The 25,969-nt window shown below is 71.7% G+C and carries 21 protein-coding genes; 12 read left to right on the top strand and 9 right to left on the bottom strand.

The window, feature by feature from the left end:
• Position 1: 1 nt before the first annotated feature.
• Positions 2-724 carry a VOC family protein gene (locus AC4D2O_RS00855; RefSeq protein WP_490904618.1) on the bottom strand — a complete coding sequence of 241 codons (723 nt, stop codon included), beginning with the start codon at positions 722-724 and terminating at the stop codon, positions 2-4.
• A gap of 200 nt (positions 725-924) precedes the next feature.
• On the opposite strand from AC4D2O_RS00855, the gene AC4D2O_RS00850 reads away from it, so the two are divergent.
• On the top strand, positions 925-1,518 hold the full coding sequence (locus AC4D2O_RS00850; RefSeq protein ID WP_490904616.1) for a YdeI/OmpD-associated family protein: 594 nt from the start codon (positions 925-927) through the stop codon (positions 1,516-1,518).
• Here the strand turns inward: AC4D2O_RS00850 and AC4D2O_RS00845 are convergent.
• Complete coding sequence (locus AC4D2O_RS00845) at positions 1,515-2,525, bottom strand: glycoside hydrolase family 76 protein (protein ID WP_490904615.1); 1,011 nt, start codon at positions 2,523-2,525, stop codon at positions 1,515-1,517. The two genes, AC4D2O_RS00850 and AC4D2O_RS00845, sit on opposite strands and share 4 nt — an antisense overlap.
• Positions 2,526-2,668: 143 nt before the next feature.
• Here AC4D2O_RS00845 and AC4D2O_RS00840 point away from each other — a divergent pair, with 143 nt between their 5' ends.
• The 4 genes from AC4D2O_RS00840 (at position 2,669) to AC4D2O_RS00825 (ending at position 8,727) form a co-directional block, all read left to right on the top strand.
• Positions 2,669-3,454 (top strand): SDR family NAD(P)-dependent oxidoreductase, encoded by a 786-nt coding sequence (locus AC4D2O_RS00840; RefSeq protein WP_490904613.1) that lies wholly within the window; start codon positions 2,669-2,671, stop codon positions 3,452-3,454.
• Positions 3,455-3,504: 50 nt separating this feature from the next.
• Positions 3,505-4,668: an acyl-CoA dehydrogenase family protein gene (locus AC4D2O_RS00835; protein ID WP_490904612.1), complete on the top strand. Its 1,164-nt coding sequence runs from the start codon at positions 3,505-3,507 to the stop codon at positions 4,666-4,668.
• Positions 4,669-4,828: 160 nt separating this feature from the next.
• On the top strand, positions 4,829-7,666 hold the full coding sequence (gene ppc, locus AC4D2O_RS00830) for a phosphoenolpyruvate carboxylase (RefSeq protein ID WP_490905160.1): 2,838 nt from the start codon (positions 4,829-4,831) through the stop codon (positions 7,664-7,666).
• A gap of 128 nt (positions 7,667-7,794) precedes the next feature.
• Positions 7,795-8,727: an NADP-dependent oxidoreductase gene (locus AC4D2O_RS00825; RefSeq protein ID WP_490904611.1), complete on the top strand. Its 933-nt coding sequence runs from the start codon at positions 7,795-7,797 to the stop codon at positions 8,725-8,727.
• A gap of 52 nt (positions 8,728-8,779) precedes the next feature.
• Here the strand turns inward: AC4D2O_RS00825 and AC4D2O_RS00820 are convergent, their stop codons facing one another.
• The 6 genes from AC4D2O_RS00820 to AC4D2O_RS00795 form a co-directional block, all read right to left on the bottom strand.
• Positions 8,780-10,207 carry a TspO/MBR family protein gene (locus AC4D2O_RS00820; protein ID WP_490904610.1) on the bottom strand — a complete coding sequence of 476 codons (1,428 nt, stop codon included), beginning with the start codon at positions 10,205-10,207 and terminating at the stop codon, positions 8,780-8,782.
• Complete coding sequence (locus AC4D2O_RS00815) at positions 10,170-10,805, bottom strand: DedA family protein (protein ID WP_490904609.1); 636 nt, start codon at positions 10,803-10,805, stop codon at positions 10,170-10,172. Before AC4D2O_RS00815 ends, AC4D2O_RS00820 begins: the two co-directional genes overlap by 38 nt.
• A gap of 58 nt (positions 10,806-10,863) precedes the next feature.
• The gene (locus tag AC4D2O_RS00810; RefSeq protein ID WP_490904608.1) at positions 10,864-11,772 is read right to left on the bottom strand and encodes a pseudouridine synthase; all 909 of its coding nucleotides are present in this window, start codon (positions 11,770-11,772) and stop codon (positions 10,864-10,866) included.
• 39 nt (positions 11,773-11,811) lie between these two features.
• A complete protein-coding gene (locus AC4D2O_RS00805; protein WP_490904607.1) occupies positions 11,812-12,630 on the bottom strand; it encodes an Fpg/Nei family DNA glycosylase in 819 nt (272 codons plus the stop codon).
• Complete coding sequence (locus AC4D2O_RS00800; RefSeq protein WP_490904606.1) at positions 12,623-17,584, bottom strand: Lhr family helicase; 4,962 nt, start codon at positions 17,582-17,584, stop codon at positions 12,623-12,625. The genes AC4D2O_RS00805 and AC4D2O_RS00800 overlap by 8 nt, the downstream gene beginning before the upstream one ends.
• A 201-nt stretch (positions 17,585-17,785) precedes the next feature.
• Positions 17,786-18,190, bottom strand: a complete 405-nt coding sequence (locus AC4D2O_RS00795) for a DUF4232 domain-containing protein (protein WP_490904604.1) — start codon at positions 18,188-18,190, stop codon at positions 17,786-17,788.
• Between AC4D2O_RS00795 and AC4D2O_RS00790 the strand changes: the two genes are divergently transcribed.
• Positions 18,180-18,548, top strand: a complete 369-nt coding sequence (locus tag AC4D2O_RS00790; RefSeq protein ID WP_490904603.1) for a hypothetical protein — start codon at positions 18,180-18,182, stop codon at positions 18,546-18,548. The genes AC4D2O_RS00795 and AC4D2O_RS00790 overlap by 11 nt on opposite strands.
• A gap of 75 nt (positions 18,549-18,623) precedes the next feature.
• Here AC4D2O_RS00790 and AC4D2O_RS00785 read toward each other — a convergent pair whose 3' ends face one another.
• Complete coding sequence (locus AC4D2O_RS00785) at positions 18,624-19,079, bottom strand: 23S rRNA (pseudouridine(1915)-N(3))-methyltransferase RlmH (RefSeq protein ID WP_490904601.1); 456 nt, start codon at positions 19,077-19,079, stop codon at positions 18,624-18,626.
• A gap of 268 nt (positions 19,080-19,347) precedes the next feature.
• Here AC4D2O_RS00785 and AC4D2O_RS00780 point away from each other — a divergent pair, with 268 nt between their 5' ends.
• Genes AC4D2O_RS00780 through AC4D2O_RS00755 form a run of 6 tightly spaced genes read left to right on the top strand, consistent with a single transcriptional unit; the run spans position 19,348 to position 25,959 of the window.
• The gene (locus AC4D2O_RS00780; protein ID WP_490904600.1) at positions 19,348-20,808 is read left to right on the top strand and encodes an SDR family NAD(P)-dependent oxidoreductase; all 1,461 of its coding nucleotides are present in this window, start codon (positions 19,348-19,350) and stop codon (positions 20,806-20,808) included.
• Complete coding sequence (locus AC4D2O_RS00775; RefSeq protein ID WP_490904599.1) at positions 20,805-22,334, top strand: class I SAM-dependent methyltransferase; 1,530 nt, start codon at positions 20,805-20,807, stop codon at positions 22,332-22,334. The genes AC4D2O_RS00780 and AC4D2O_RS00775 overlap by 4 nt, the downstream gene beginning before the upstream one ends.
• Positions 22,331-22,582: a hypothetical protein gene (locus AC4D2O_RS00770; protein ID WP_490904597.1), complete on the top strand. Its 252-nt coding sequence runs from the start codon at positions 22,331-22,333 to the stop codon at positions 22,580-22,582. Before AC4D2O_RS00775 ends, AC4D2O_RS00770 begins: the two co-directional genes overlap by 4 nt.
• Positions 22,579-23,919 (top strand): family 1 glycosylhydrolase, encoded by a 1,341-nt coding sequence (locus tag AC4D2O_RS00765; RefSeq protein ID WP_490904596.1) that lies wholly within the window; start codon positions 22,579-22,581, stop codon positions 23,917-23,919. Before AC4D2O_RS00770 ends, AC4D2O_RS00765 begins: the two co-directional genes overlap by 4 nt.
• Positions 23,909-25,045, top strand: a complete 1,137-nt coding sequence (locus tag AC4D2O_RS00760; RefSeq protein ID WP_490904594.1) for a glycosyltransferase — start codon at positions 23,909-23,911, stop codon at positions 25,043-25,045. Before AC4D2O_RS00765 ends, AC4D2O_RS00760 begins: the two co-directional genes overlap by 11 nt.
• Before the next feature lie 5 nt (positions 25,046-25,050).
• Complete coding sequence (locus AC4D2O_RS00755) at positions 25,051-25,959, top strand: phosphodiesterase (RefSeq protein ID WP_490904591.1); 909 nt, start codon at positions 25,051-25,053, stop codon at positions 25,957-25,959.
• Positions 25,960-25,969: the final 10 nt, after the last annotated feature.

Here is a 25,969-nt window from a genome sequence, read left to right as displayed (position 1 = left end):
CTCAGCCCTGTCGGTGCACCGTGTGCCCGCCGAAATCCCGCAGCCACTCGCTGATCCACACGTCGGCACCCCAGGGAGCGCGGACCCGCAGCGACCTCCCGAAGCCCTCGTCGATCACCACGGGCTCGAAACCGCCGCCCGTGAGGTCCCCGACCAGATCCCGCACGTCGCCGTCGTACTCGAACGCGAGCTCCACTTCCCTGCTTTCGGCGGCATGAACGGTCACGAGGCCGCCGTTCTTCGCCCGGAAGTCGTGCCGGGTGACCGCAGCGGAGCTGATCCTCGCTTTCGCCCCGATGCCCCGCAATACCTCGGCGGCCGGGCCGACCTCGGGTGTGTGCCAGACGGCAAGGACCGACAGCGGGGACGGCAGGGCGCCCGTGTCGCGAGGGCCGGCATCCGCGAGGAAGGACACGTCGTCCGGGGCGGTGATCCGCGCGGCCAGGCCATGACCCTCCTCGGACAGTTCGACGGCGGTCCCGGACTCCTCCGTCCGCCGGGCGAACTCCCGGACATCACCGACCTCGAACGCGAGGGCGGCTCGGCCGTCGTCCGCACTGCCCGGCCGGCAGGAGCGCAGGGCCACGCGGCCGCCGCCGGCGTCGAACACGGCACAGGAGTCGCCGGGGACTTCCTCCGGGGCAGGGGCGAGGCCGAGGGCCCGGAGGAAGTCCGCCGCGCCGGGGAGGTCGGAGGTATGGACGAGGGGGCGCACGCGGAGCATCGGTTCTCCCTGGGGTAGGTGCGGAGGTCCTGTTACGCGACCGCGGACAGGCTCAGGGTCTCATCGATCCTGCGGTGCTCGAGCTCGCGCACGAGGTCCGGGGGCAAGCGCGCGTCGACCCGCGCCGTGGGTGCGTCGGTCGCCACCGGGATGTCGGCACTCCGGTAGCCGCCCGGGGAGTGCGGCCCTAGGGTGTTGGCATGAAGGCCGAACTCCCCGAACTCCTGATGCCCGACGCCGCCGCCTGGCACCGCTGGCTGGAGGACAACCACGAGTCCTCGCCGGGCGTCTGGCTGATCGAGCACAAGAAGGGCGGGACGACGACGACCCTCACCTACGCGCAGGCCCTCGACGAGGCGCTCTGCTTCGGCTGGATCGACGGCCAGGCGAAGACCCGCGACGAGGGCAGCTACCTGCAGCGCTTCACCCCCCGCGGCCCGCGGAGCATGTGGTCGATCCGCAACCGGACCTACGTGGACAGGCTGCGCGCCGAGGGACGGATGCGCGAGGCAGGGGAGCGGGCCGTCGCCGCAGCCCAGGCCGACGGCCGATGGGAGCGCGCGTACGCCGGCCCCGCGACCGCCGAGATGCCCCCCGAGCTCATGGCCGCGATCGAGGCCGACGCCGGCGCGCTCGCAACCTACCGCACGCTGTCGTCGCAGAACCGGTACGCCATGATCTTCCGCCTGACCCAACTGAAGACCGACGCGGCGAAGGAAAGGAACATCACCAGGTTCGTCGCGATGCTGTCCCGGGGCGAGACCTTCTACCCGCAGGGCAAGGGAGACGGCTAGCGGCACGCCCTGTCCGCTTCCAGGACCATCCACGCCTGGAGCTGCGAGGAGAGGCTCACGGGTCCGTCCTGGCGCGGCGGGAAGACGAGCGCGGTCGGATCCACCTCCGAGCGGTCCGCCCAGAGCCGCTCCGCGGTGGCGCCCAGGAGGGCCCGGGCCGTCGATGCGGCCTCCGGAGCGATCCCCGGGGTCGAGACGCCGAGCGCCAGGTAGCGCGCGAGGATCCCGGTGAACAGCCCGGCGTCGCCGCCCGCGGAGAGCGGCAGGACGCCGTCGTCGTCGGCGAGGTTCCGGGACACCGCCTCGATGAGGTCCGCTGCGTGCCCGAGGTTCGTCCCGCCGCCCGTCGCGACCAGGGCCCCCAGCACGGTGCCCTGGTTGTAGGTGTGGACGGTGCGTTCCACCGTCCCCTCGGGACTGCCGTCCGCCTTCACGCCGTCGAGGTACAGCCCCGTCGTCGGGTCATGCAGGCGCGCCCGGAGCCAGTCCAGCAGCTCCTGGGCCCGGTGGGTGTCCCCGGCACGGGCGAAGAAGAGTGCGGCCGGAGCGGTGCTGGGGGTGTTCTTGTAATCGCGGGTGGTGTTCCAGTAGACGCCACCGCCCAGGTCCTGGGTGTGCGCCGACGCCAGTGCGCGTCCGAGGATCCGCACGCGGCGCCGCGGCCGCCGTCGTCCCTCCACCGCGTCGAGGCGCTGCAGGGACAGCGCCAGCCAGGCCATGTCGTCGTAGTAGGCGTTGCGCCACCGGCCGCCGTTCCGCAGCCAGATCCCGCGGGCGAGCTTCTTTGCGTCGGCCAGTGCGCCTCCGGCGGGATCGCGCAGGTGCTCGTCCAGGAGGCAGTCGAGGTAGTGCGCCTGCCACCAGTAGTGCCAGTGGCTCCTGGGGTCGGTCGGCGGCGGGAAGGCGATCGCGCCGAGCCTCGTCCCGGGCACGCGCATGCTCCGGCGCGCGTAGAGGCGCCGGATGCTGCTCGCGGCGCGGGAGGCGGCGTCGTCGGGGGTGGGCATGTGACCACCCTAACCACGCCCGCCTCCCCCGGGATTGGGCAGGATGCGCAATCGGAGGCCCGCCGGGTGCGCAGTGGGCCACGTCACAGTAGTCTGGGCGAAGGAGTGGCCAATGGCGGTCCTCCCGCCGCGGAAGGAACAGCATGGACATCAGGGGAGCGGTGGCGCTCGTCACCGGAGGCGCTTCGGGACTCGGTCTCGCCACGGCCCGCAGACTGTTCGACGACGGCGCCTCGGTGGTGCTCGTCGACCTGCCGCAGTCAGCCGGCGCGGACGCCGCAGCAGGCCTCGACCCCTCCGGTGCCCGCGCGCGGTTCGTCGCCGCCGACGTCGCCGACCCGGCGCAGGTGCAGGCGGCGGTCGCCGCCGCGGCCGAGCTCGGTCCGCTGCGCATCGTCGTCAACTGCGCAGGCATCGCCACGCCGGGCAAGGTCCTCGGGCGCGACGGCGTCCTCCCGCTGGAGCAGTTCGCCCGCGTCGTCACCGTCAACCTCGTGGGCACGTTCAACGTCATCAGGCTCGCAGCGGAGGCCATGACGGCCACCCCTACGGTGGCCGGGCCCGGCGGGTCCGACGAGCGCGGCGTCATCATCAACACCGCATCCGTGGCGGCCTTCGACGGGCAGATCGGCCAGCCCGCGTACTCGGCGTCGAAGGGCGGCGTCGCCGCGATGACGCTGCCGATCGCCCGCGAGCTCGCGCGATCCCTGATCCGCGTGGTCACGATCGCCCCGGGCATTTTCGAGACGCCCATGATGGCCGGCCTGCCGCAGGAGGCCCAGGACTCCCTCGGCGCCCAGGTACCCCACCCCTCACGCCTCGGCAAGCCTGCCGAATACGCGGCCCTCGCCGCCCACATCGTCGAGAACCAGATGCTCAACGGCGAGACGATCCGCCTCGACGGCGCCATCCGCATGGCGCCGAAGTAGAACACACGCTCCGGTCTCGACGCCCCGGTCTCAATCGAAAGGACGGCTCGATGGAGAGCCAGCTGCCCACCGCCGATTTCCTCGGCTTCGAATCCCTCCTCACCAGACACGAGCGGGAGAAGCTACGGGACGTCCGGGACTTCCTCGCCAAGGAGGTCTCGCCGCGCGCCGTCGAATGGTGGAACCGTGCCGAGTTCCCCCACGAGCTGCTCCCGAAGCTCGCCGGCCTGAACCTCAGCACACCCGTGCAGCAGGGCTACAGCCACCTGTTCAGCGGCATGGTGATCGCCGAGCTGACCCGGGCCGACACCTCGATCGCGACGTTCTTCATGGTCCACCACGACCTGTTCGTCGAGGCCCTCCACACCTTCGGCAGCGACGACCAGAAGGCGCGGCTCCTGCAGGACGCCATGGACCTGAGGATCACCGGGGCCTTCGCGCTCACGGAGCCGCTGCACGGGTCCGACGTCGCCGGCGGCATGACGACCACAGCCACGCGCGACGGCGACACCTGGGTCATCAACGGTGCGAAGCGGTGGATCGGCAACGGGACCTTCTGCGACTACATGCTCCTCTGGGCGCGGGACACGCACACCGGGGGAGTGCGCGGCTTCATCCTGGACGCCACCCTGCCCGGCGTGACCCGGACTGCCATCGCGAACAAGACGGCTCTGCGGACGGTGCAGAATGCCGACATCCTCCTGCAGGATGTCCGTGTCGCCGAGGCCGACCGCTTCGCCGGTATCGAGTCCTTCGACGACACCCGCCAGCTCCTGCTCGGGTCCCGGATCCTCGTCGGCTGGCAGGCCGTGGGCCAACAGCTGGCCGCGTTCGACGTCGCCCGGCAGTACGCCGTCGAGCGCCACCAGTTCGGTCGGCCGATCGCCGGATTCCAGCTCATCCAGGACCAGCTCGTCACCATGATGGGCAACACCACGGCGAGCCTGGCCGTGATGGCGCGCGTCGCCCAGCTGCAGGAGCAGGGCGTGTCCGACATGCCCCAGGCCGCCTTCGCGAAGTCCTTCACGACGGCGCGCATGCGCGAGACGGTGGCCCTCGGGCGGGGCATCCTCGGCGGGAACGGCATCGTCACGGAGTACGGGATGGCCAAGATCTTCGCGGACGCCGAGGCCGTCTACACCTACGAGGGGTCCTACGAGATCAACAGCCTCATCGTGGGCCGGGCGCTGACGGGCCTCTCCGCCTTCGCCTGACGCGTCCCTCAGGGAAGGGCCCCGGGAGCGGTCTCCCGGCCACATGACGGACGAGGTGAGGCGGCCGCCACATTACTGGGTAGGATCCCAACAGCAATCCGTCGTATCCAGTGCCGCATACGCCCCGTTTTCCGTGCCCTGAAAGCAGGCCGTTGTGACAGTGCCCCTCGAAGTGTCCCCTCTGCAGGCCGCCGACCCCTTCGGGGGTGCTGCGGGCGATCTCAGCTCCGACCTCCGCGCCGACGTGCGGCGCGTGAGCACCCTGCTCGGCGAATCGCTCGTGCGGCAGCACGGCCAGGAGCTCCTCGACCTCGTGGAGCGTGTCCGCCGGCTGACCAAGCAGTCCAAGGAATCGGGCGCCGGTGCCGATGCCGGTGAGCGGGCAGCCCTGACGGAGCAGGTGCGGGAGTTGCTTGCAGCGCTCCCCATCGACCGGGCCACGGAACTGGTCCGGGCCTTCGCCGCCTACTTCCACCTCGCCAACGCCGCCGAGCAGGTGCACCGCGTGCGCGGGCTGCGGACACGGTCGGAGGAGGACGGCTGGCTGGCGCAGACCGTATCGCGCATCGCGGCCGATGCCGGTCCCGAAGCCCTCGCCGACGTGGTTCAGGCCCTCGACGTCCGCCCGGTGTTCACGGCCCACCCCACCGAGGCCTCCCGCCGCTCCGTCCTGGACAAGCTGCGCCGCCTCTCCGACATCCTCGCGGACACGACGGCGGAGGGCTCGCAGCAGCGACGCCGCCAGGACAGGCGGCTGGCCGAGGTGATCGACCTCATCTGGCAGACCGACGAGCTGCGCCAGGTGCGGCCCACGCCGATCGACGAGGCCCGCAATGCCATCTACTACCTCGGCGACATCCTCACCACGTCCATGCCCGAACTGCTCGAGGACCTCTCGGACCTCCTGGCCGAGCACGGTGTCGCCCTGCCGGCCGAGGGCGCGCCGCTGCGGTTCGGGTCGTGGATCGGCGGTGACCGCGACGGGAACCCGAACGTCACGGCGGCCGTCACCCGGGACATCCTGCAGATCCAGAACCAGCAGGCCGTCCGGATCGCCATCCATTTCATCGACCGCCTGATCTCGTCGCTGTCGTCCTCGACGGCGATCGTCGCGGCGTCCGCGGAGCTGGGCGCGTCCATCGAACGCGACCTCGCGAACCTGCCGCGGCTCGACAAGCGGGTCCTCGCACTCAATGCGCAGGAGCCCTACCGGCTCAAGCTCACGTGCGTGAAGGCGAAGCTCCTCAACACCGCGGCCCGCGTGCAGAACCAGACGGCGCACGAGCCCGGTCGCGACTACGCCGGCACCGATCAGGTGCTGGCGGACCTCCGGCTCGTCGGCGACTCCCTGCGGCAGCACTCGGCGGGGCTCGCAGCGGACGGCGCGCTCGCGACGGCGTCGCGCGTCATCTCCTCCTTCGGCCTGCACCTCGCCACGCTCGACATCCGCGAACACGCGGACATGCACCACGACGTCGTCGCCCAGCTGACCGACCGACTCGGCGAGCTCGACGTGCCCTACCTCGAGCTGACGCGCGAGGACCGCCTCCGGGCACTGTCCCGCGAACTGGCGTCCCGGCGGCCGCTCGCCTCGGTCACCCCACCGCTCGACGACGGCGCGCGGCGCACGTTCGACGTCTTCCGCGAGGTCGGCTCGGCGCTGGAGACGTACGGCCCCGACGTCATCGAGACGTACATCGTGTCCATGACCCGCGGGGCGGACGACGTGCTCGCACCGGTGGTGCTGGCCCGGGAGGCGGGGCTGGTCGACGTCGTCGGTGACGGCTCCGGCGGCCCGGACTCCGGGGCGTTCGCGAAGATCGGCTTCGCGCCGCTCCTCGAGACGGTGGACGAGCTCCGCGTCTCCGCCGACATCGTGGACACCCTGCTGTCCGACCCGACGTACCGCGAGGTGGTGCGCCTGCGCGGGGACCTGCAGGAGGTCATGCTCGGCTACTCGGACTCCAACAAGGAATCCGGCGTGCTCACGAGCCTGTGGGAGATCCACAAGACCCAGCGCCGCCTGCGCGACGTCGCCGCCAAACACGGTGTACGCCTCCGCCTGTTCCACGGCCGCGGCGGATCGGTGGGCCGCGGTGGCGGACCCACGTACGACGCCATCCTCGCGCAGCCCAACGGCGTCCTCGAGGGCGAGATCAAGTTCACCGAGCAGGGCGAGGTCATCAGCGACAAGTACTCGCTGCCGGCCCTGGCCCGCGAGAACCTCGAACTCTCGCTGGCCGCCGTCATGCAGGGCTCGGCGCTGCACCGCACGCCCCGCACGTCCGACGACGACCGCGGCCGCTGGGCCGAGGTCATGGAGACCGTGTCCGACGCCGCGTTCGCCCGGTACCGCTCCCTGATCGACCACGAGGACCTGCCCGCCTACTTCCTGGCCTCGACGCCGGTGGAGCAGCTCGGGTCCCTCAACATCGGCTCGCGCCCGTCGAAGCGCCCCGACTCGGGAAGCGGCCTCGGCGGGCTCCGCGCCATCCCGTGGGTGTTCGGGTGGACGCAGTCCCGGCAGATCGTCCCGGGCTGGTTCGGCGTCGGCTCCGGGTTGCGGGCCGCACGGGAGGCGGGTCACGGGGAGCTCCTCACGGAGATGCTCGAGCGCTGGCACTTCTTCCGCACCGTCGTCTCCAACGTCGAGATGACGCTCGCCAAGACCGACCTCGACATCGCCGCACACTACGTCGAGGCCCTGGTGCCCGGCGAACTGCAGCACCTCTTCGGCGTGATCCGCGAGGAGTACGCGCTGACCCTGGCCGAGATCCGGAGGCTCACCGGCGAACACGAACTGCTCGACAACCAGCCCGTGCTCAAGCGGTCGCTCGCCGTCCGCGACCAGTACCTCGACCCGATCTCCTACCTGCAGGTCGAACTGCTGCGCCGCGTGCGGGCCGAGTCCGACGGCGGACGGCCCGACGAGCAGATCCAGCGGGCCATGCTGATCACGATCAACGGTGTCGCTGCGGGGATGCGCAACACGGGCTGATCGCGGTGTCCCCGGGTCCTGGTCGCCGTCCCGCCGGTGGGGCCCCTTCGGAATAGGTGCCGACCGGTGCCTGTTGCCGCCTCTGGAAGCCGAGCGGCATCGGCCGGACCACCCCGAGGAGGAGCACCATGAAGGCAGTGTTTTACGAGCAGTACGGCGATCCCGACGTGCTGCAGTACGGCGAGCAGCCCGACCCGAAGGTGGGGCCGGACTCGGTGCTCGTCGACGTCCGCGCATCCTCGGTGAACCCCGTGGACTGGAAGATCACCGCGGGCTACCTCGACGGAGCACTGCCCACGTACTTCCCCGTGATCCCGGGCTGGGACGTGGCCGGCGTCGTCGTGCAGCCCGGCCCGTCCGTCACGGAGTTCCAGGCCGGTGACGAGGTCATCGGGTACGTCCGCATGGACACCGTAGGGCTCGGCACCTTCGCCGAGCAGGTGGCCGCCCCCGTGCGGGCGCTCGCCCGCAAGCCGAAGAACGTGTCCTGGGCCGAGGCTGCGACCATGCCTCTCGCAGGGCTCACCGCGTACCAGTCGCTGCAGGCCGTCGGGGTGGGGGCGGGTGACACCGTCCTGGTGCACAACGGCGCCGGCGGAGTGGGCACCTACGCCATCCAGATCGCGAAGGCGTGGGGTGCCCGCGTCCTGGCCACCGCGTCCGAGAAGAACCACGAGTTCCTGCGCTCGCTGGGCGCCGAACCGGTGACCTACGGCGAGGGTCTCTCCGGTCGCCTCGCCGAGGTGGCACCGGAAGGGCTCGATGCCGTCGTCGACTTCGTGGGCGGGGAGGACCGCGTTGTATCGCTCGAGCACCTGAAGTCCCCTGAGCGGGTCGCGTCCGTCACGGATGCCGAGGTCAAGGACGAGGGTGGCCGCTATATCTTCGTCCGGCCCAACCCGGCCGATCTCCTGGCGCTGACCGAACTCGTCGAAGCGGGCAGCGTGAAGCCCGTCCTCGCGGAGAGCTTCCCGCTGGAGCGCGCCGCGGACGCCTTCCGCAGCAGCATGGATGGCCATGTGCGGGGCAAGATCGCCGTCACGGTCGGTGAGCAGGGCTGATCCGGGAGCCCGCTCGGCTCTGCAGACTCCTCGCGCTCCGGCCGGGGTACGCCTAGTAGCGTGACTCCTCGTAGTCGTCGCCGGTGAGGTCGATCGGGTCGCGCTGCGCGTCCTCCTGGGCGCGCAGCCAGCGCCGGTAGGCGTGATCCACCCGGTGCCGGCGGGAGCCCGCGGTGATGAGCAGCAGGAAGATGGCGAGGACTGCCACGAACGCCACGTTCACCGCGAACGGCTGCCCGAGTACCCGCTCGACGGCGATCCACAGCAATCCCCAGGACGTGGCAGCGGCGACGGCGAGGCGTCCGCGGTCGGTCGAGCAGATCACGGCCGCGGTCATCAGGACCGCGACGATCCCGAGGATGGCCCACACCCTGCCTCCCCAGCCGAAGAGGTCGACGTCGCCGGCGGTGAGGACCGCCGCGGCATTGGCCGCCGCCGCCACGAGCACCCACCCGAGGTAGAGGCCGATCGGCGTATCCACGAGTGCGCCTTCGAGCCGCGTCCCGTTCGGATGGTTGTTCATGGTCCGAACGGCCGCGAGGAGGGTGAAGAAGAGCAGCATGATCACCACGAGGCTCAGGGCCAGCAGGTCGGCCTGGGCGCTGAGGATCCAGGCGAGATTCAGCAGCATCGACGCGGCGACGATCCAGCCCAGGCGCCGCTGGCGTCCCGTCCGGCGTTGCGACGGCAGCCACTGGAACGCGGTGAACGCCACGAGTCCCGCGTAGATGACGCTCCAGATGGAGAACGCGGACGACGACGGCGCGAGCAGCGTCGCGTCCGGAGCGAACAGCCCGCCCGCGGCGTCCCTGATCGACGGACCGCCGAAGGCCCCGACGCCCGCGGCCGAGCCGAGAATGCACGCCACAGCGCAGACGGTGACGACGATCTGCCGCACGATGTCCTGATCCCAGGTGCGGGCGTGGCGCGCGGCTGCGGTGCTGCCGCGACGGGCGGCACCGGCGGCTGCGGTGCTGCCGCGACGGGCGGCACCGTAGGTCGCATCCGCGGCGGTTCTCGCCTTCTCGGCCGCGATGCGGAGTCGGTCGGAAGAGCGTGTGCCGCCGGCGCCCTCCGGGCTGGAGCCGTCGCTCCAGCCGGTATCGGCCGAATCGGCACCGCGCACCCGGGTGCCACTGAAGCCGGTGCCACTGAAGCCGGTGCCGCCGCGGCCGGAGGGTGTCGGCGGTCCGCTGACGGCGCCTCCGGGCCGAGGTTCGGCAGCGGCGCTGCGGGCAGGGGTGACGCGTCCGTCCGGTGAGCCGGTTTGCGGTGCCGGGGCCGGCGCACCGGGATCGTACGTCGTCCCGGACTGTTCGTCCTCGTGCGCGGCCGTGGTGCGGGGTCGCGCCGCCCGAAGGCGGTCGAGGACGCTCGCCGTGTCGGTGCGCGGCTCGGCCGCGGGCGTCCGACGGGCGATCGTCGGCGGCCGGACCGGCTTCTCAGGAAGCCGGGGTCCCGGGGTCTTCGGGGTGCTCATGCGCTGTGGGGGCCTTCCGGTGCTTCTTCACGGCGAGGATTGCCGCCGTGATGGCTCCTACCAGCGTACCGACCGCCATCCCGAGCAGGGCACTGACGCCCGCGGGCAGCCCGGTGGATGCGCCCGCGACGAAGCCGAGCCCGATGAGCCAGGCGGTCCACAGCACGCCACCACCGGCGGCGGCGAGCATGAACGGGCGGACGGGCAGTTCGGCGATGCCCGCCGCTGCCACGCTCGCGGTCCGTCCGCCGGGGAGGAAACGGACGGCGACGACGGCGGCGTAGGTGGGTGAGGTGCCGGCCTTCTCGATGGCGTTGCGCAGCCCACGATGGATCGCGCGGCCCCACCGGAAGCGGTCGAGGAAGTGGGTGAGCCGGCGCCGGAACAGCAGGAAGATCGCCACGTCGCCGAGCCAGCTCCCGGCGAACGTGGTGAGGACGGCGAAGGGGAGCAGGAGCCCGCTGTGGGCGGACATGGTGCCGGCGCCGATCACGAGGAGTTCCGAGGGCACGACGGGAAGCACGACGTCGACGACGATGACGGCGAACATGACGAGGAGGTAGAGCGGTGCTGGGATGTCCGTGCCGGGCAGGTCCACCCTGCAAATCTACCGCCCGGTCACTACCTCGGTCCCGGGCTGCCCGGGGTCAGGGTGGTCAGGTGAACTCGCTGAGGGCGAGGCCGGACTCGAACTGCCGGTCCGCGCCGGTCAGCGGGTCGCGGAACGCGATGCTGTGCGCGAGCAGCTGCAGCGGCCGCGTGTAGTCGTCCGGTGCCTGCGGGTGGAGCACGGGGTAGAACGGGTCGTTGATTATGCCGAGCCCGAGCGAGGCCATGTGCAGCCTCAGCTGGTGCGTCTTGCCCGTGTGCGGCTGCAACCGGTACAGTCCCCGGTCCTTGCGCTGCTCGAGCAGGCTGACGGTGGTGTGCGTGTTCGCGGGCCCCTCCACCTCCTGCGCCAGGAGGTAGGTGCGCGACTTCACGATCCGGCTCCGCACGTCGAGCGGCTCTGTGTCCAGGTGCAGTTCGGGCCGTACGGGCGCCACCGCACGGTACTCCTTGCTGATGCGCCGGTTCTCGAAGAGCAGCTGGTACGCGCCGCGCGTCTCGGGATCGACGGAGAACATGAGGATGCCCGCCGTCATGCGGTCCAGGCGGTGCATGGGGATGAGGTCCGGGAGGCCGAACTCCACGCGCAGCCGGACGAGGGCGGACTCCGCGACGTACATCCCGCCCGGGGTGGTGGGCAGGAAATGCGGCTTGTCGACGACGAGCAGGTGCCCGTCCCTGTGCAGCACGGTCAGCTCGACCGGGAGCCGCTCCTCCACCGGGAGCTCCCGGTAGTACCAGACGAAGGTGTGCTCGCCCAGCGGTGTGGTGCGCGTGAGGACCTCGCCGCCGAGCGCGACCACCTCGCCGCGGTCGAAGCGCTCGCCGATGCCCTCGGGATCCACGTGGTCGAACCGGTCCAGGATGTACTCGAGCGCCGTCTCCCAGGGACCCTCGGTGGGTAGCCTGAGCCGGGTCGCGTTGACGCCGTTGCGGACGGGCAGGGGTGAGCGCATCGCCATCACCGCATCACCCGCCCGTCGCCGTCCACCCCGTCAGGGTAGTGCCGCCCCGGCCGGGGTTCCCAATCGCGGCTGGCAGTGCGGGCAGTAGTAGAGCTCGCGCAGTTCGGTCTCCCGGTCGCCGAGCTGCTCGAGGGCCACGGGCGTCCCGCAGCGCAGGCATCCGCGACGGGACCGCCCGTAGACCCAGAGCGTGTTGCCGCGCAGCTGCCCCGTGGTGGCCCGGGTACTGCGCGCCTTGTTCGCCTCGAGGAGCTTCTTCGACAGCTCGACGATGCGCGGCAGGTTCGGCACCTCGCCCGTGGGCGTGAGCGGATGCACCCCGGCGAGGAAGCACAGCTCGCACCGGTACACGTTGCCGATCCCGGCGAGGTTCCGCTGGTCGAGCAGCGCCAGGCCGATGGGCCGTTCGGGCTGCTCCAGCAGCCGGCGCAGCGCCTCGTCCGGGTCCCAGTCGGGCCCCAGGAGGTCGGGTCCGAGGTAGCCGACGGCGCCCTCCTCCTCGGCGCGCGGGATGACCCGCAGGAACCCGAGCTCGAACCCCACGACGACGGCGTCCTCCGTCTCCAGGATGCACCGCGCCTTGAACGCGGGACGCCGCCACTTCTCACCGTGGGCGTAGACGTGCCAGAGGCCCTCCATCTTGAGGTGCGAGTGGATGTCCCAGCCGTCGTCGCCCCCGCCGCGGATGAGCAGGTGTTTTCCCCGGGCCACGGCCTCCTGCACGGTGTCGCCGGTGAAGTCCACCGTGGCGAAGCGGGGAACGCGGATGTCGCAGCGCGTGAGCACCTTCCCCGCAAGGGCGCGGTGCAGCTCGCGGGCGGCCCGCCAGACGGTATCCCCCTCAGGCACGGATCCTCAGCCCTTTCGGTGTGGAATGGAAGCCGGCGGCGGCCAGTGCGCGGCCGATGTCCGTGTCCAGGATCTCCCCGCCGTTCACCTTCTCGAGGGCCATCTTGTCCGCGGCGCCCCGGCGGATGATCGTGACCAGGGACAGGGCGGCGGCGCGCAGGACATCGGCGTCCTCCGTGAAGGTCAGCAAGGTCTTCCCGCCGCGCTCCACATAGAGGGCGAGCGCTCCGTCCACGAGCACCACGAGGGCGCCCGCCTTCCGCCCCGCCCGGTGTCCGCCGTCGGCCTGAGGCCAGCTCAGCGCGGCACCGTAGGGATTGGCGGGATCGGTGGCCGCGAGCGCGACGGCCTTCAGGGGAGGGGCCTCGCCGCCCAGTACGTCCTGTGCCGTGGGCAACTGGTTGTCGGCGCTGAACGAGCGCAACCGGTCCACCGTGGCGGGCACCGCGAACTGGGCGGCACCGAGATGCTCGATGAAGTAGCCACGCCGGCACCGGCCCATCTCCTCGAGGCGTGCCAGCACCTTGTACATGAGGCCGAACCCTCCGGGGATGCCCTCCTGTCCCACGGCGCCGCGCGTGACGACCCCGTACCGGTCGAGGAGCAGCTCCGCCGTGGCGTGGGCGTGCAGCGTCGTCTCGGCCTCCACCCCGGGCAGCATGTTCCAGCGGCCGGCGGCCAGGGGAGGGGTGGGCCGCTGGTAGCTGCCGCCGTCGTCCGCCGCGGCGCTCAGGCGCATCGACGCCCCGGTGAGGGACTTGCCGGGTGCGCGGCCCAGCCGCCCCGCCCGTGACGTCCGGGCCCGGGCCGGGACCGGTTTCTGCTTGTGCGCCGTCTTGCCGTGCGCGAGCAGTGCACGGACGGGCGTGAAGGTGTCGTTGCTGATCCGGCCGGCCCACACCAGGTCCCAGAGGGCGGTGACGACGGCGGTGTCGGGGGTCGCCTCCTGCACGTCGAGGAGGTTGGTGAGCTGCCGCAGGAAGTAGCCGCCGCCGCCGGCCAGCAGGTCCAGCAGCGCCGTGTGCAGGGCGGTCGGCTCGAACGCCGGATCCGGCCGCAGGGTCAGGGGTGCGTTCTCGGCGAGGTGCAGCGCGATCCAGCCGTCGTTGCCGGCCAGTGACCCGGCACCGGACCACAGCACCTCCCCGGTCGCCGTCAGCTCGTCGAGCATCGCCGGTGCGTAGTTGGCCACGCGCTGCGCGAGGATGAGCGGTTCCCACGCCGAGGCGGGGATCGGGACGCCGGAGAGCTGGTCGATGACCGTGATCACGCCGTCGAGGCCGCGCAGGCCGAAGCCGATGTGCTGCCAGGCGGGCAGGAACCGGCCGTACGCGGCCGGGTCGACGGGCTCCACCTCCTGCCGGAGCGCGGCGAGCGACCGGCGGCGCAGGCGGCGGAGCACCTCGGCGTCGCACCACTCGCTCGCTGCGGGCGCATGCACGGTGATGGTGCCCGGGGCGGCACCCGAGGCTGCCGAGATGTCGAGGACGGGCACGGACTCTGCGGGGCGGAACTCGCCCTCCACCACGCGCCCTGCGCCGGCGAGGCGCTGCAGCGCGCCGGCGACGACGGCGACGCCGAGGCCCAGGCGGGCCGCGGCCTCGGCGGCGGTGAACGGACCGTGCGTGCGCGCGTAGCGGCCCACGAGGTCCCCGAGCGGGTCGTCGACGGGTTCGATGAACGCCAGCGGGATACCCATGGGCAGCGGGACGCCGAGGGCGTCGCGCAGGCGGGCCGCGTCCTCGACGGCCGAGATCCGCTCGGCGCCGGCGATGTGCACGGTCAGGGCACGGTTCGCCTTCACGAGTGCCGCTACATGGCGGCCCACCACCTCGAGGGACGCGCGGCCGCGGGCCGGGGCCGGGGAGCCGGCCATCAGCGCCTCGTCGGAGGCATCCCCGTCCGGGGAAGCGTCGGGGGACTCGGTGCCCGGACGCGTGGCGGCATCGACGGTCACGGGCTGCTCGTCCGTGGGGGCCTCGAGCCGCTCGGCGATCTCCTCGACGGTGAGCGGTCCGAGCAGGCGCAACAGGTCCGCGACGCCCTCGAGCCCCCGCGCCAGGCGGTCGGGCCGGAGGCGCTGCAGCTCGAGTTCCGTCTCGGCGATGACCCGGGCATCCAGCAGTTCCCGCAGCTCGGCCCGGCCGAGCAGTTCGTTGAGGAGCGTCGGGTCGAGCGAGAGCGCCGCGGCCCGCCGTTCGGCCAGCGGTGAATCGCCCTCGTACAGGAAGGACGCCACGTAGCCGAACAGCATGGACCGCGCGAAGGGTGAGGGCTGCTGCGTGGTGACCTCGACGATGCGCAGTTCCCGGCGCTCGATGGACGCGGCGAGCTCCTTCAGCGCGGGCAGGTCGTAGACGTCCTGCAGGCATTCGCGCACCGTCTCGAGCACGATCGGGAACGTCGGATACTTCTTGGCGACGTCGAGCAGCTGCGCCGACCGTTGCCGCTGCTGCCACAGGGGCGTGCGCTTGCTCGGGTTCTGCCGTGGCAGGAGCAGGGCGCGGGCGGCGCACTCGCGGAACCGGGACGCGAAGAGCGCGGAACCGCCGACCTCGGCGGTGACGATGCCGTCGAGCTCCTCGGGGTCGAACAGGAAGAGGTCGGCGCCGGGGGGCTCGTCCTCCATGAGCGGCACCCGCAGCACGATGCCGTCGTCGGATGCCATCGCCGCGCCGTCCATGCCGTACCGCTGCTCGAGCCGGGCGCCGACGGCGAGCGCCCAGGGCGCGTGCACGGGCATACCGAAGGGGCTGTGCAGCACCACGCGCCAGTCGCCGAGTTCGTCGTGGAACCGCTCGACCACGAGTGTCCGGTCGCTCGGCACCACCTCGGTGGCCTCGCGCTGCTCCGTCAGGTAGGTGATGAGATTGCCGGACGCCCACGCGTCCAGGCCGATCCTCTCGCACCGCTCCTGCGCCTTCTCCGGCGTGGACCCCGACATCTCGCGGTTGAACGCGCCGAGGGCGCGGCCGAGCTCCACGGGCCGGCCGAGGGAGTCGCCCTTCCAGAACGGGAGCTTGCCGGGCTGGCCGAAGGCGGGGGAGACCAGCACGCGATCGTGGGTGATCTCCTCGATCCGCCAACTGGTGGCGCCGAGGGCGAAGACATCGCCCACGCGCGATTCGTACACCATCTCCTCGTCGAGCTCGCCGACGCGGCGGCCGCCCGCGCGCGGGCCCTCGCCCTCGGACCCGACGAGGAACACCCCGAACAGCCCGCGGTCGGGGATGGTACCGCCGGAGGTGACCGCCAGACGCTGCGCCCCGGGTCGGCCCGTGATGGTTCCCTCCACGCGGTCCCAGATGATGCGCGGGCGCAGCTCGGCGAACTCGTCGGACGGGTACAGGCCGGCGAGGAGATCGAGGGTCGCGTCGAACGCGGACCGCGGCAGGGTGGCGAACGGCGCGGAGGCGCGGACGACGTCGAACCACTCCTCGACGTCGATGGTGCCGAGCGCGGCGGCCGCGACGGTCTGCTGCGCCAGGATGTCCAGCGGGTTGGTGGGGATGTAGAGGGGTTCGATCTGCCCGGCGAGCATGCGCTCCACCGTGACCGTGGTGTTGACGAGGTCGCCGCGGTGCTTGGGGAACAGCACGCCCTGCGAGACCTCGCCCACCTGGTGGCCGGCGCGGCCCACGCGCTGGAGGCCGCTCGCCACGGAGTGCGGCGACTCGACCTGCACCACGAGGTCCACCGCGCCCATGTCGATGCCCAGCTCCAGCGAACTCGTCGCGACGACGCAGCGCAGCCGCCCTGATTTGAGATCGTCCTCGATGAGCGCGCGCTGGTCCTTGGACACCGAGCCGTGATGCGCCCGCGCGAGAAGCGGCTCGGCGCCGCTGGTCTGCCCGGCCTGCGCCATCATCTGGGCAGGGGTCGCCGTGGTGTGGGCGAACGACGGCGCGGCCGTGGGTTCGACGGCGGCCGGGTTGCCGCCCGCGGCCCACACCGCGTCGCGCTCGCGGCGCTCCGCGTGGATCTCGTTCAGCCGCGCGGTCAGGCGTTCAGCGAGCCGGCGCGAGTTCGCGAACACGATCGTGGACCGGTTCTGCTCGATCAGGTCGACGATCTTCTCCTCGACGTGCGGCCAGATGCTCGCCTGCGGCACCGGATCGCCGTCGTCCTCGGTGTTCGAGGCCGCCCCGCCGAGCTCCGTCATGTCCTCCACGGGCACGGTGACGGTGAGATCCCACTTCTTCTCGGACGGCGGGGCCACGATCTCCACGGGCGCATTGCCCGCGAGGAACCGGGCAACGGTCTCCTTGGGCTCCACCGTGGCCGAGAGACCGATGCGCTGCACGGGCTTGTCCAGCAGGGCGTCGAGGCGGGCCAGGGACACCGCGAGGTGCGCGCCGCGCTTGGTTCCCGCGACGGCGTGGACCTCGTCGATGATGACGGTGTCCACCTCCATCAGGGTCTCGCGCGCCTTCGACGTGAGCATGAGGAACAGCGACTCGGGCGTGGTGATGAGGATGTCCGGCGGCCGGGTGAGCATCGCCCGGCGCTCGGCCTGCGGGGTGTCGCCGGAGCGGACGCCGACCGTGATGCCGGGCGCGGGCAGTCCGAGGCGCTTGGCCGTCTGCGTGATGCCGATCAGGGGCGCCCGCAGGTTCCGCTCGACGTCGACGCCGAGCGCCTTCAGGGGCGAGATGTACAGCACGCGGGTGGTGCGTTTCGGCTTCGCGGGGGCTTTCCGGCCCTTCCCGGACGCCGGCGCAGGGGCGTCGGCGTCGGCCTCCCCACTGCCCTCGCCCGAGGCGATCAGGCGGTCGAGCGCCCAGAGGAACGCCGCGAGTGTCTTGCCCGAGCCCGTAGGGGCGACGACGAGGGCATTGGAACCGGCGGAGATGGCGGACCAGGCGCCCTCCTGGGCAGGGGTGGGCTCGGTGAAGGCACCGGCGAACCACTCGTGCGTGGCCGGGGTGAACCTCGTCAGTACCTGCGTCGTCACCTCTTCATCATGCCCCAGCGCACCGACACTCGATGGGGGGACGGCGCACCGGATACCTGCCGCTGTGGCGGGCACGGCGGGAGTAGGTTTCAGGGACGAGCCGTGCCGGCACGACCGGCGTCGGGGGCGCGTCAGATCGCACGGGCGGCGTCCGGGGCGCGTCAGATCGCACGGGCGGCGCAGAGCACCGGAGCCGACCCGTCAGGACGCGGGCTGCAGCGTCCCGACGGTCATCAGCACCACGGACGCGGCGGAGCAGGCGGGGATCTGCTGGGGCAGCACGAGTGAATCGGTGGCGCCGGGAGGGTAGATCCGCAGGCCCGCGGCCGTGGTGAGCCCGCAGTCCGTGCCGTAGTTCTGGGCGTTGGTCTGCCGCAGCGTGGTGGTGGTCGACGCCCCCGGGGCGAGCGACACGAGGGTCGATGCCGAGCCGTCGCGGTCCGCGGGGGCCCCGATCTGGGCGCCGGCCGCATCCACGAAGGACACCCCGGGGAAGCCGTCCAGCGTGCACTCCTGATCGGAGGCATTGGTCAGCACGAGCGTGCGGTACACGCTGCCCGCCGCGCCGCCGCCCGGCTGGTCCGCGATGCTTCCTGTGAGCTGCACGGCCGTGCAGGTCCCTCCTGCAGCGGGCTCCGACGGCGGCGCCGTCGGCGCTTCCGCGGTCGGGGACGCCGACGCGGAGGGGGCGCTCGACGGCGCCTCGCTCGTGGTGTCGGCCGACGGCGACGCCGATGCGTCGGCCGACGGCGATGACGACGGCGCTGCCCCGGTCGACGCTGACGCTGACGCTGACGCTGACGCCGACGCTGACGCCGACGCGGCGGTCGACGCCGGTTCCGCCGTCCCGCCGTCGTCCGTCCCGGACGACGCACAGCCGCTCACCGCGATCAGGGTTCCGGCGGCCGCAGCGGCCATGATCCAACGCTTGCTCCCCAGCAGACTAGTCATGCCCTCACCCTAGCCCCGGGATGCCGGAGCGCCAGTAGGCGGACACGGCCGTACCGGGATCGTTACCTGCGCCGCCCGGCCGGGATGCCTATTCGTGGTGGTAGGACCGGCCGCCGGCGATCTCCTGCGCGCGGTACACCTGCTCGGCCAGGATGAGGCGCACCAGCTGGTGGGGGAAGACGAGCGGCGAGAGGGACCAGACGAAGTCGGCACGCTGGTGCACCTGCGCGTCCACGCCGTACGCGCCGCCGATGATCACGGTGACGCTGCGCGAGGCTTCGAGCGGCGCGAGGAGGGTGCGGGAGAGCGTGGGCGAGTCGATGGCCCGACCACGCTCGTCGAGGAGGACCACGTAGTCGGTGCCGAGCCGGGCCAGGAGCCGCTCGGACTCCTCCCTGCGGGCGGCGTCGTGCTCCCGCGCCGAATGGCTGATCAGCTGCCAGGACAGGTCGAACGGCTTCTTCAGGCGCTTCGCGTAGCGCCCGATGCCCTCGGACACCCAGCTCTCGTGCTTGCGGCCCACAGCGAGCACCCGGATTGCCATGACCTCAGGCTATCGCTCTGGAGGGCGCCTCGTGCGGGCCCCCGGCGGAAGTTCCGAGCGGGCGCGACGTGCCGGCGACGGGCGTCAGGAGGCCTCCGAAGGTGAACGGCGGGCGAACACGAGGCAAAGAACGAGCGCCTGCACAAGGATTTCGCGGGCCGAACTTTTCCTGCCGGACCACCGAAACCGTCAGTACGCTGACGGAACTTCACCGGAGCCCACGAATCGGACCACCGAATCGGACCACGAATCGTAGAAGGAGGCGGCAATGTCGACCATCACCGACCGAATGGACGTACCGAGCACAGCGGACAACAAGGCACGCCCCCGACGAACGGTCGGCGTGATCCTCGCCGGCGGCATCGGCACCCGCATGGGCCTCGAGATCCCCAAGCAGCTGGTGCCCGTGGCGGGCCGCACGAGCCTCGAGCACACCGTGGATGTCTTCCAGCAGTGCCCCTTCATCGACGAGATCATCGTGATGATGGATCCCGGCACCATGGACCGTGCGGAGCGGCTCGTGACGCGGGACCGCTTCCCGAAGCTCTCGGGGCTGCTGCCGGGTGGCCGCGACCGCAACGAGACCTCCTACCTGGCCCTCCGGGAGATCGCCACGCCGGGCGCGAAGGTCGTCTTCCACGACGCCGTCCGCCCGCTCGTGGATCCGTCGATCATCCGCGCGTGCGTCGACGCGCTGGACACGTACGATGCCGTCGACACCGGCATCCCCTCCGCGGACACCATCATCGAGGTGGACGAGCACGACATCATCCGCGCCGTGCCGCCGCGCGCGTCCCTCCGCCGCGGGCAGACGCCCCAGGCCTTCCGGTGGGACACCCTGATGGAGGCCTACGGGCTCGCACACGCCGACCCGGACTTCGCAGCGACGGACGACTGCTCGGTGGTGCTGAAGTACAGCCCGGACGTCCCGATCATCGTCGTGCCCGGCCACGAGGCCAACATCAAGATCACGCACCCCATCGACATCCATCTGGCCGACAAGCTGTTCCAGCTCAAGCACCAGCACGCGGACCCGGTGCCGTTCGCGGCGGCCTCGCTGCGCGACGCCGTCGTGGTGGTGTTCGGCGGCAGTTCGGGCATCGGCAGCGAACTCGGCCGGCAGCTCGAGGACGAGGGTGCGCACGTCGTCTCCCACAGCAGGACCGGCAGCGGCACGTTCGTGGAGGACCGCGACTCCGTCTCGCGTGCGCTGGCCGCGGCTGCCGCCGAGTACGGGCGGATCGACCACGTGGTGCTCACCGCCGGTGTCCTGACCATCGGCAACCTCGTGGACCTCAGCGACGAGCAGCTCCAGCACGACGTCGGCGTGAACCTCATGGCCGCGTTCGTCGTGGCGCAGGAGGCCCACTCCTACCTCGCCGCCTCGCGCGGGTCGCTGCTCCTGTTCTCGTCCAGCTCCTACACGCGCGGCCGCGCCCAGTACACGGTGTACTCGGCCACGAAGGCTGCGCTCGTCAACCTGACCCAGGCGCTCGCTGACGAGTGGAGCAGCGACGCGATCCGGGTCAACTGCATCAGCCCGAGCCGCACCGCGACGCCCATGCGGCAGAAGGCGTTCGGCCGCGAGGACGAGACCACCCTCGTGCAGGCGTGCGACGTCGCCCGCGTGTGCTCCCAGGTGCTCGCCTCCGACATCACGGGCCAGGTCTTCGACGTGCGGCTGCTGCAGGTCGACCCCCTGGCCACGCAGTTCGAAAGCGTCCGGTGAGGGCGGGGCCCCTGACAGCCGACGCGCAGCGGCTGGTGATCCCTGGCGCCCGGATCCCCTCGGGCGATGCCTGCTCCGTGCTCCTCGGCGGGCGCCGCATCTGGACGGTCCGCGCGCCCGAACCGGGCGACGACGGCGCCCTGAACCTGCCGTGGCCGCCCTCCCTCGCCGAACGGCTCACGGGCCGGGCCCGGCTCGCCGTCGAGCACGCGGGCCGGGAGGTTGCCGCGGCGACGGTCGCCTTCGACGACGATCCATCGGAGTTCGCCCTGGCGGAGCCGGGCACGGGGATCCCGCAGGTCGTCAACAAGTGGGGCCGGATCGCCCGGTCCTTCGAGGGCCGGGACGCCGCGCTCATCGAGCAGGTCCTCGACGAGGCCGAGCGCGTCATCGAGGTGCTGCACCGCACGCTCGGGATCGACCTGTTCGTCACCGGCGGCACACTCCTCGGGCCCATCCGCAACGGGCGGATCCTCCCGCACGACGACGACGCCGACCTCGCCTACCTGAGTGCGCACACCAACCCCTCGGGCGTCGTCCTCGAGAGCTTCCGCATCGAACGGACGCTCGCCGAGCAGGGGTACGAGACGGTCCGGCATTCGAGCGGGCACCTGCAGCTGCTGTTCCCCGGGAGCACGGTGACGGACCGTTTCTACCTCGACATCTTCACCTACTTCGAGTGCGAGGGCTGGTTCTACGGGACGTTCCACGCCCGGGAGCCCGCGGACACCGTCACCCTCCACCCGCTGAAGCCGTTGCCCGTGAACGGCCGCATGCTGCCGGGTCCGGCCGAGCCCGCGCAGCTCCTCGCCGCGATCTACGGGCCGTCCTGGGAGGTCCCGGACCCGACGTTCTCCTTCATCACGCCGCCCGCCGCGTTCCGCCGCTACTACTGGTGGCTGAACCACTTCGACGTGGACCGCGAGAACTGGGAGGACCACCACCGCGTCGCGATCGAGGGGGGCGCGGAACGGGCGCCGTCGGGCCTTGCCGTCGCCGCCGCGGAACAGCTGCCGCCGTCGTCCACCGTGCTGGATCTCGGCTGCGGTCTCGGCGCCGACGCCCGCCACCTGGCCGACCGCGGCCACCGCGTCCTCGCCGTCGACTACAGCCGGCCTGCGCTCGCCTGGGCGAAGGAGCACCTCGCCGACGACGGGCTGACCTTCGAGCGCGCGAACCTGACCATGGCCCGTCACGCGCTGCACCTGCGGAGGCGCTGCGCGGAGCTCGACACGACGGTGCACGTGCACGCCAACCACCTGTTCAACGCGCTCAGTCCGCTCGGCTGGGACACCACGCTGATGCTCGTCAGGCACCTGCTGGCGGCCCCCGGGAGCACGGCGTTCCTCGAGGTCGGGGTGGCGGGGAAGGAGGGGTCGGCGAGCTGGGTGGAGTACCAGCCCGTGGACTGGACGCGATTCCAGGAACAGCTGCACCGGTACTCGCTGAGTGCCGAGGAGCAGGACGACGACGGAGCAGGCGGGGCGATGAGCCGCCGCGTGCTCGTGAGGAGGGAGAGGGCATGACCGACACGACCCAGGCAGGCACCCAGGCCACGGCCGAGGACATGGAGCTGCAGTTCGCCGAGCCGGAGGGCCTCGCGGAGCAGATCCTGGCGCTCCGCGGCGAGGTGGAACAGCTGCGGGCGGACGTCGTCCGGCTCGACGCCGACCTCGACGAGTCACGCAGGCTGAACCTGCGCGCCGCCGAGCTGCTCGACGTCGTCTACGAGGAACTCGGCGCCCGCCGGACCCCGCGGGAGGACGCACCGTGAGCGCGCCCGGCGAGGGCGGGCCACCGCTGGAGATCATCGGGGGCTTCGAGAGCACCTTCATGCCCGCGCACGACCGGGACATCTTCGAGACCACGGAACACGACACCCGCTGGCGCGAGGACCTCGCCCTGCTCTCGCGCTCCGGCATCACCCGGCTGCGCTACCCCGTGCGGTGGCATCGCATCGAGGAGACCGAGGGCGTCTTCGACTGGTCCGCCACGGACGAGGTGCTGGGGTACCTGCGCGAGCACGGCTTCCGGCCCATCATCGACCTCGTGCACCACACCAGCTACCCGGCCTGGCTGACCGACGGGTTCGCCGACGCCCGCTTCGGCGAGGTGTACCTGCGGTACGCGGAGGCCTTCGCCCGCCGCTACCCGTGGGTGGAGGAGTACACGCTCTTCAACGAGCCGTTCGCCACGCTGTTCCTGTGCGGGCACGAGGCCATCTGGCCGCCCTACCACTCGGGGCTGCAGGGGTTCGTGGACCTCCTCGTCAACGTGCTGCCGGCAGTCGCCGGGGCGAGCACCCTGTACCGCCGGCTGCTGCCGGACGCCCGGCACGTCTGGGTCGACACCTGCGAGTTCCACACGGGCTCCGACGCCTCCGGGCAGCGGTACGCGGACATGGCCAACGACCGCCGCTTCCTCGCCCTCGACGCGTTCCTCGGCCGGGGGTACGACGTCGACAGCCAGCTGGGCCGCGATCTCGCCCCCGTGGGCGGTGAGCGCCTGCTCGCCCTGCCGGCGGGGACCATCGACGTCCTCGGCCTGGACTACTACGCGCACTGCCAGTGGAACTTCGGCGAGGAGGGAGGGACGGCGCCCACGCCCACCCCGCTCCCACTGGCCGACCAGATCCAGCAGTACTGGGAGCGCTACGGGCTGCCGTGCATGCTCACCGAGACCAACGTCCGCGGCCGTACCTCCGACCGCGCCACGTGGCTCAAGTACGTGCTCGAGCAGTGCGAGCAGGCCCAGGCCCGCGGCGTCGTGCTCGAGGGCGTGTGCTGGTTCCCCGTCGTCGACTCCACCGACTGGAACTCGCTGCTCTTCCGCTGCGAGGGCCACGTGGACCCCGTGGGCGTGTACTGGCTCGACGAGGACCTCGAGCGGCGCACATCGGTGATGTCGACGTCGTACGCGCTCGCGGCCGGAGGAGTGCGCTCCGGCGAGCTCCCGGCCTACACCCTCGGTGAACCCGTGGCCACCTGGCTGCACGGCTACCGGCAGCAGATGTCCCACTGGGACTGGCAGCAGCCCCCCGAGACCGATCTCGGCTCACGTCTCCCCCGTACAACAACTCGAATGGAATTGAGGATCGTCGATGCAAAGTGAACTCATTGTCATGTCCCACCTGCGGTGGGAATGGGTCTGGCAGCGGCCTCAGCAGATCGTCTCACGCCTGAACCGGGCGCCGGGACGCAGGACCTTCTTCGTCGAGGAACCCCTCACGCCCCCCGGCGTCGAACTGGCGGAGAACCGGCTGGGCACCACCGAGATCGACGGCCTGACGCGCGTCTACCTCGAGATCCCGGAACAGGGCCGTCACGTGGGCTTCTTCGACGAGGTCATGCCCGACTACGTGGCGCAGCTGCCCCAGCTCCTGGGCCCGCCCACGGGCGACCGCGTCGTCTGGATCTACACGCCCCTGGTCCTGGAGGCAGCGCTCGCCCTCGAACCGACCACGCTCGTGTTCGACGTCATGGACGACCTCGCGGCGTTCAGGAACGCGGCCGCCGAGCTGCTCGTGCGCCAGCGCCAGGCACTGAAGCGGGCCGACGTCGTGTTCGCCGGTGGACGCTCGCTGCACCGGTCCGTGGTGAAGCAGGGCCGGGAGGACGCCCACCTGGTGCCGAGCGGTGTGTCCGTGAAGCACTACGCGGCGGCGGCGCGGGCGGCCGAGCCCGACCGCAGCAAGCCGGTGGCCGGCTATGTGGGCGTACTGGACGAGCGGATCGACCTCGACCTCGTCGCGGGCCTCGCGGAACGCCTGCCCGAGTGGGAGATCCGGATGATCGGGCCCATCTGCAAGATCGAGGAGTCGGATCTGCCGCAGGCGCCCAACATCACGTACTACGGGCAGCAGGACTACAAGGACCTGCCGGCGCACATGGCGGAGTTCGACGTCGCCCTCATGCCGTTCGCCCTCAACGAGGCCACGAAGTCCATCAGCCCCACCAAGACGCTCGAATACCTGGCGTCCCGCCTGCCCGTGGTGTCCACGCGCGTGCCCGACGTCGTCTCGGACTTCCCCGGCGTCGTCGAGCTGCAGGACGACGCCGAGGGCTTCGCCGCGGCCTGCGAGGCGCTGAGGGGCCGTGCCGGGGGACCGCCGACGCCCGAGCTGCGCAAGCTGCTCAGGCGCCACGACTGGGATCGGATCGCCGAGCTCATGGACAAGACGGTGTTCGACCAGGAGCGGGCGGCGCCGGTACAGGCCACGGCCGAGGCGACCGCCTAGCACCCATGCCGACCCACGACAGGCGGGAGGATGCTCCGCTGTCCCGGGAACATCCTCCCGCCGACCACCTCCTGCTCCACTTCAGCGACACCCACTTCGTGACCGGTGGGCCGCTTTACGGCGGCGTGGACGCGCGCGAACGGCTCGCCCAGCTCCTGGCGGAGATCGGGCGGTCCGGGGTCCGCCCCGACGCCCTCGTCTTCACCGGCGACCTCACGGACAAGGGCGACCCCGACGCCTACAGGGCCCTGCGCGGGCTCGTCGAGCCCTTCGCCGACGAGCTGGACGCTCCCGTGATCTGGCTCATGGGCAATCACGACAAGCGCCCGGCCCTGCGTGCAGCGCTGCTCGGCGAACCCCCCGAGGACACCCCGCTGTACCGCAGCCACCGGCTCGGCGGGCTGCGCGTGATCGCGCTCGACACATCCGTGCCGGGGCACCACCACGGGGAGCTCGACGACGTGCAGCTCGCCTGGCTGGAGGCCGAACTGGCGCGGCCCGCACCCGAAGGCAGCATCCTGGCCCTCCATCACCCGCCCATCCCGATGGTGCAGGACCTCGCCGTCCTGACGGAGCTGCGCCGGCAGGATCGGCTGGCGGAGATCGTGACGGGGACGGACATCCGCCTGATCCTGGGCGGGCACGTGCACTTCCCCTCGTCCTCGCTCTTCGCCGGGATCCCCGTGTCGGTCGCGTCGTCGACCTGCTACACGCAGGACCTCAACGTCCCCGTGGGCGGGATCCGGGGCAGGGACGGGGCGCAGGCGTTCAACCTCGTGCACATCTATCCGCACACGATCGTCTCGTCGGTCGCGACCATCGGGTCCGATCCGACGGTGGGGGAGTACATCCGGCCGGAGGAGGCACGCCGGCGCCTGGCCGCCGTCGAGGGGATCACCCGGACGCGGCGCTGAGCGGGGGAAC

The sequence above is a fragment of the Arthrobacter sp. TJ-238 genome, from assembly GCF_058269215.1.
This window is presented reverse-complemented; position numbering and strand designations above follow the sequence as displayed.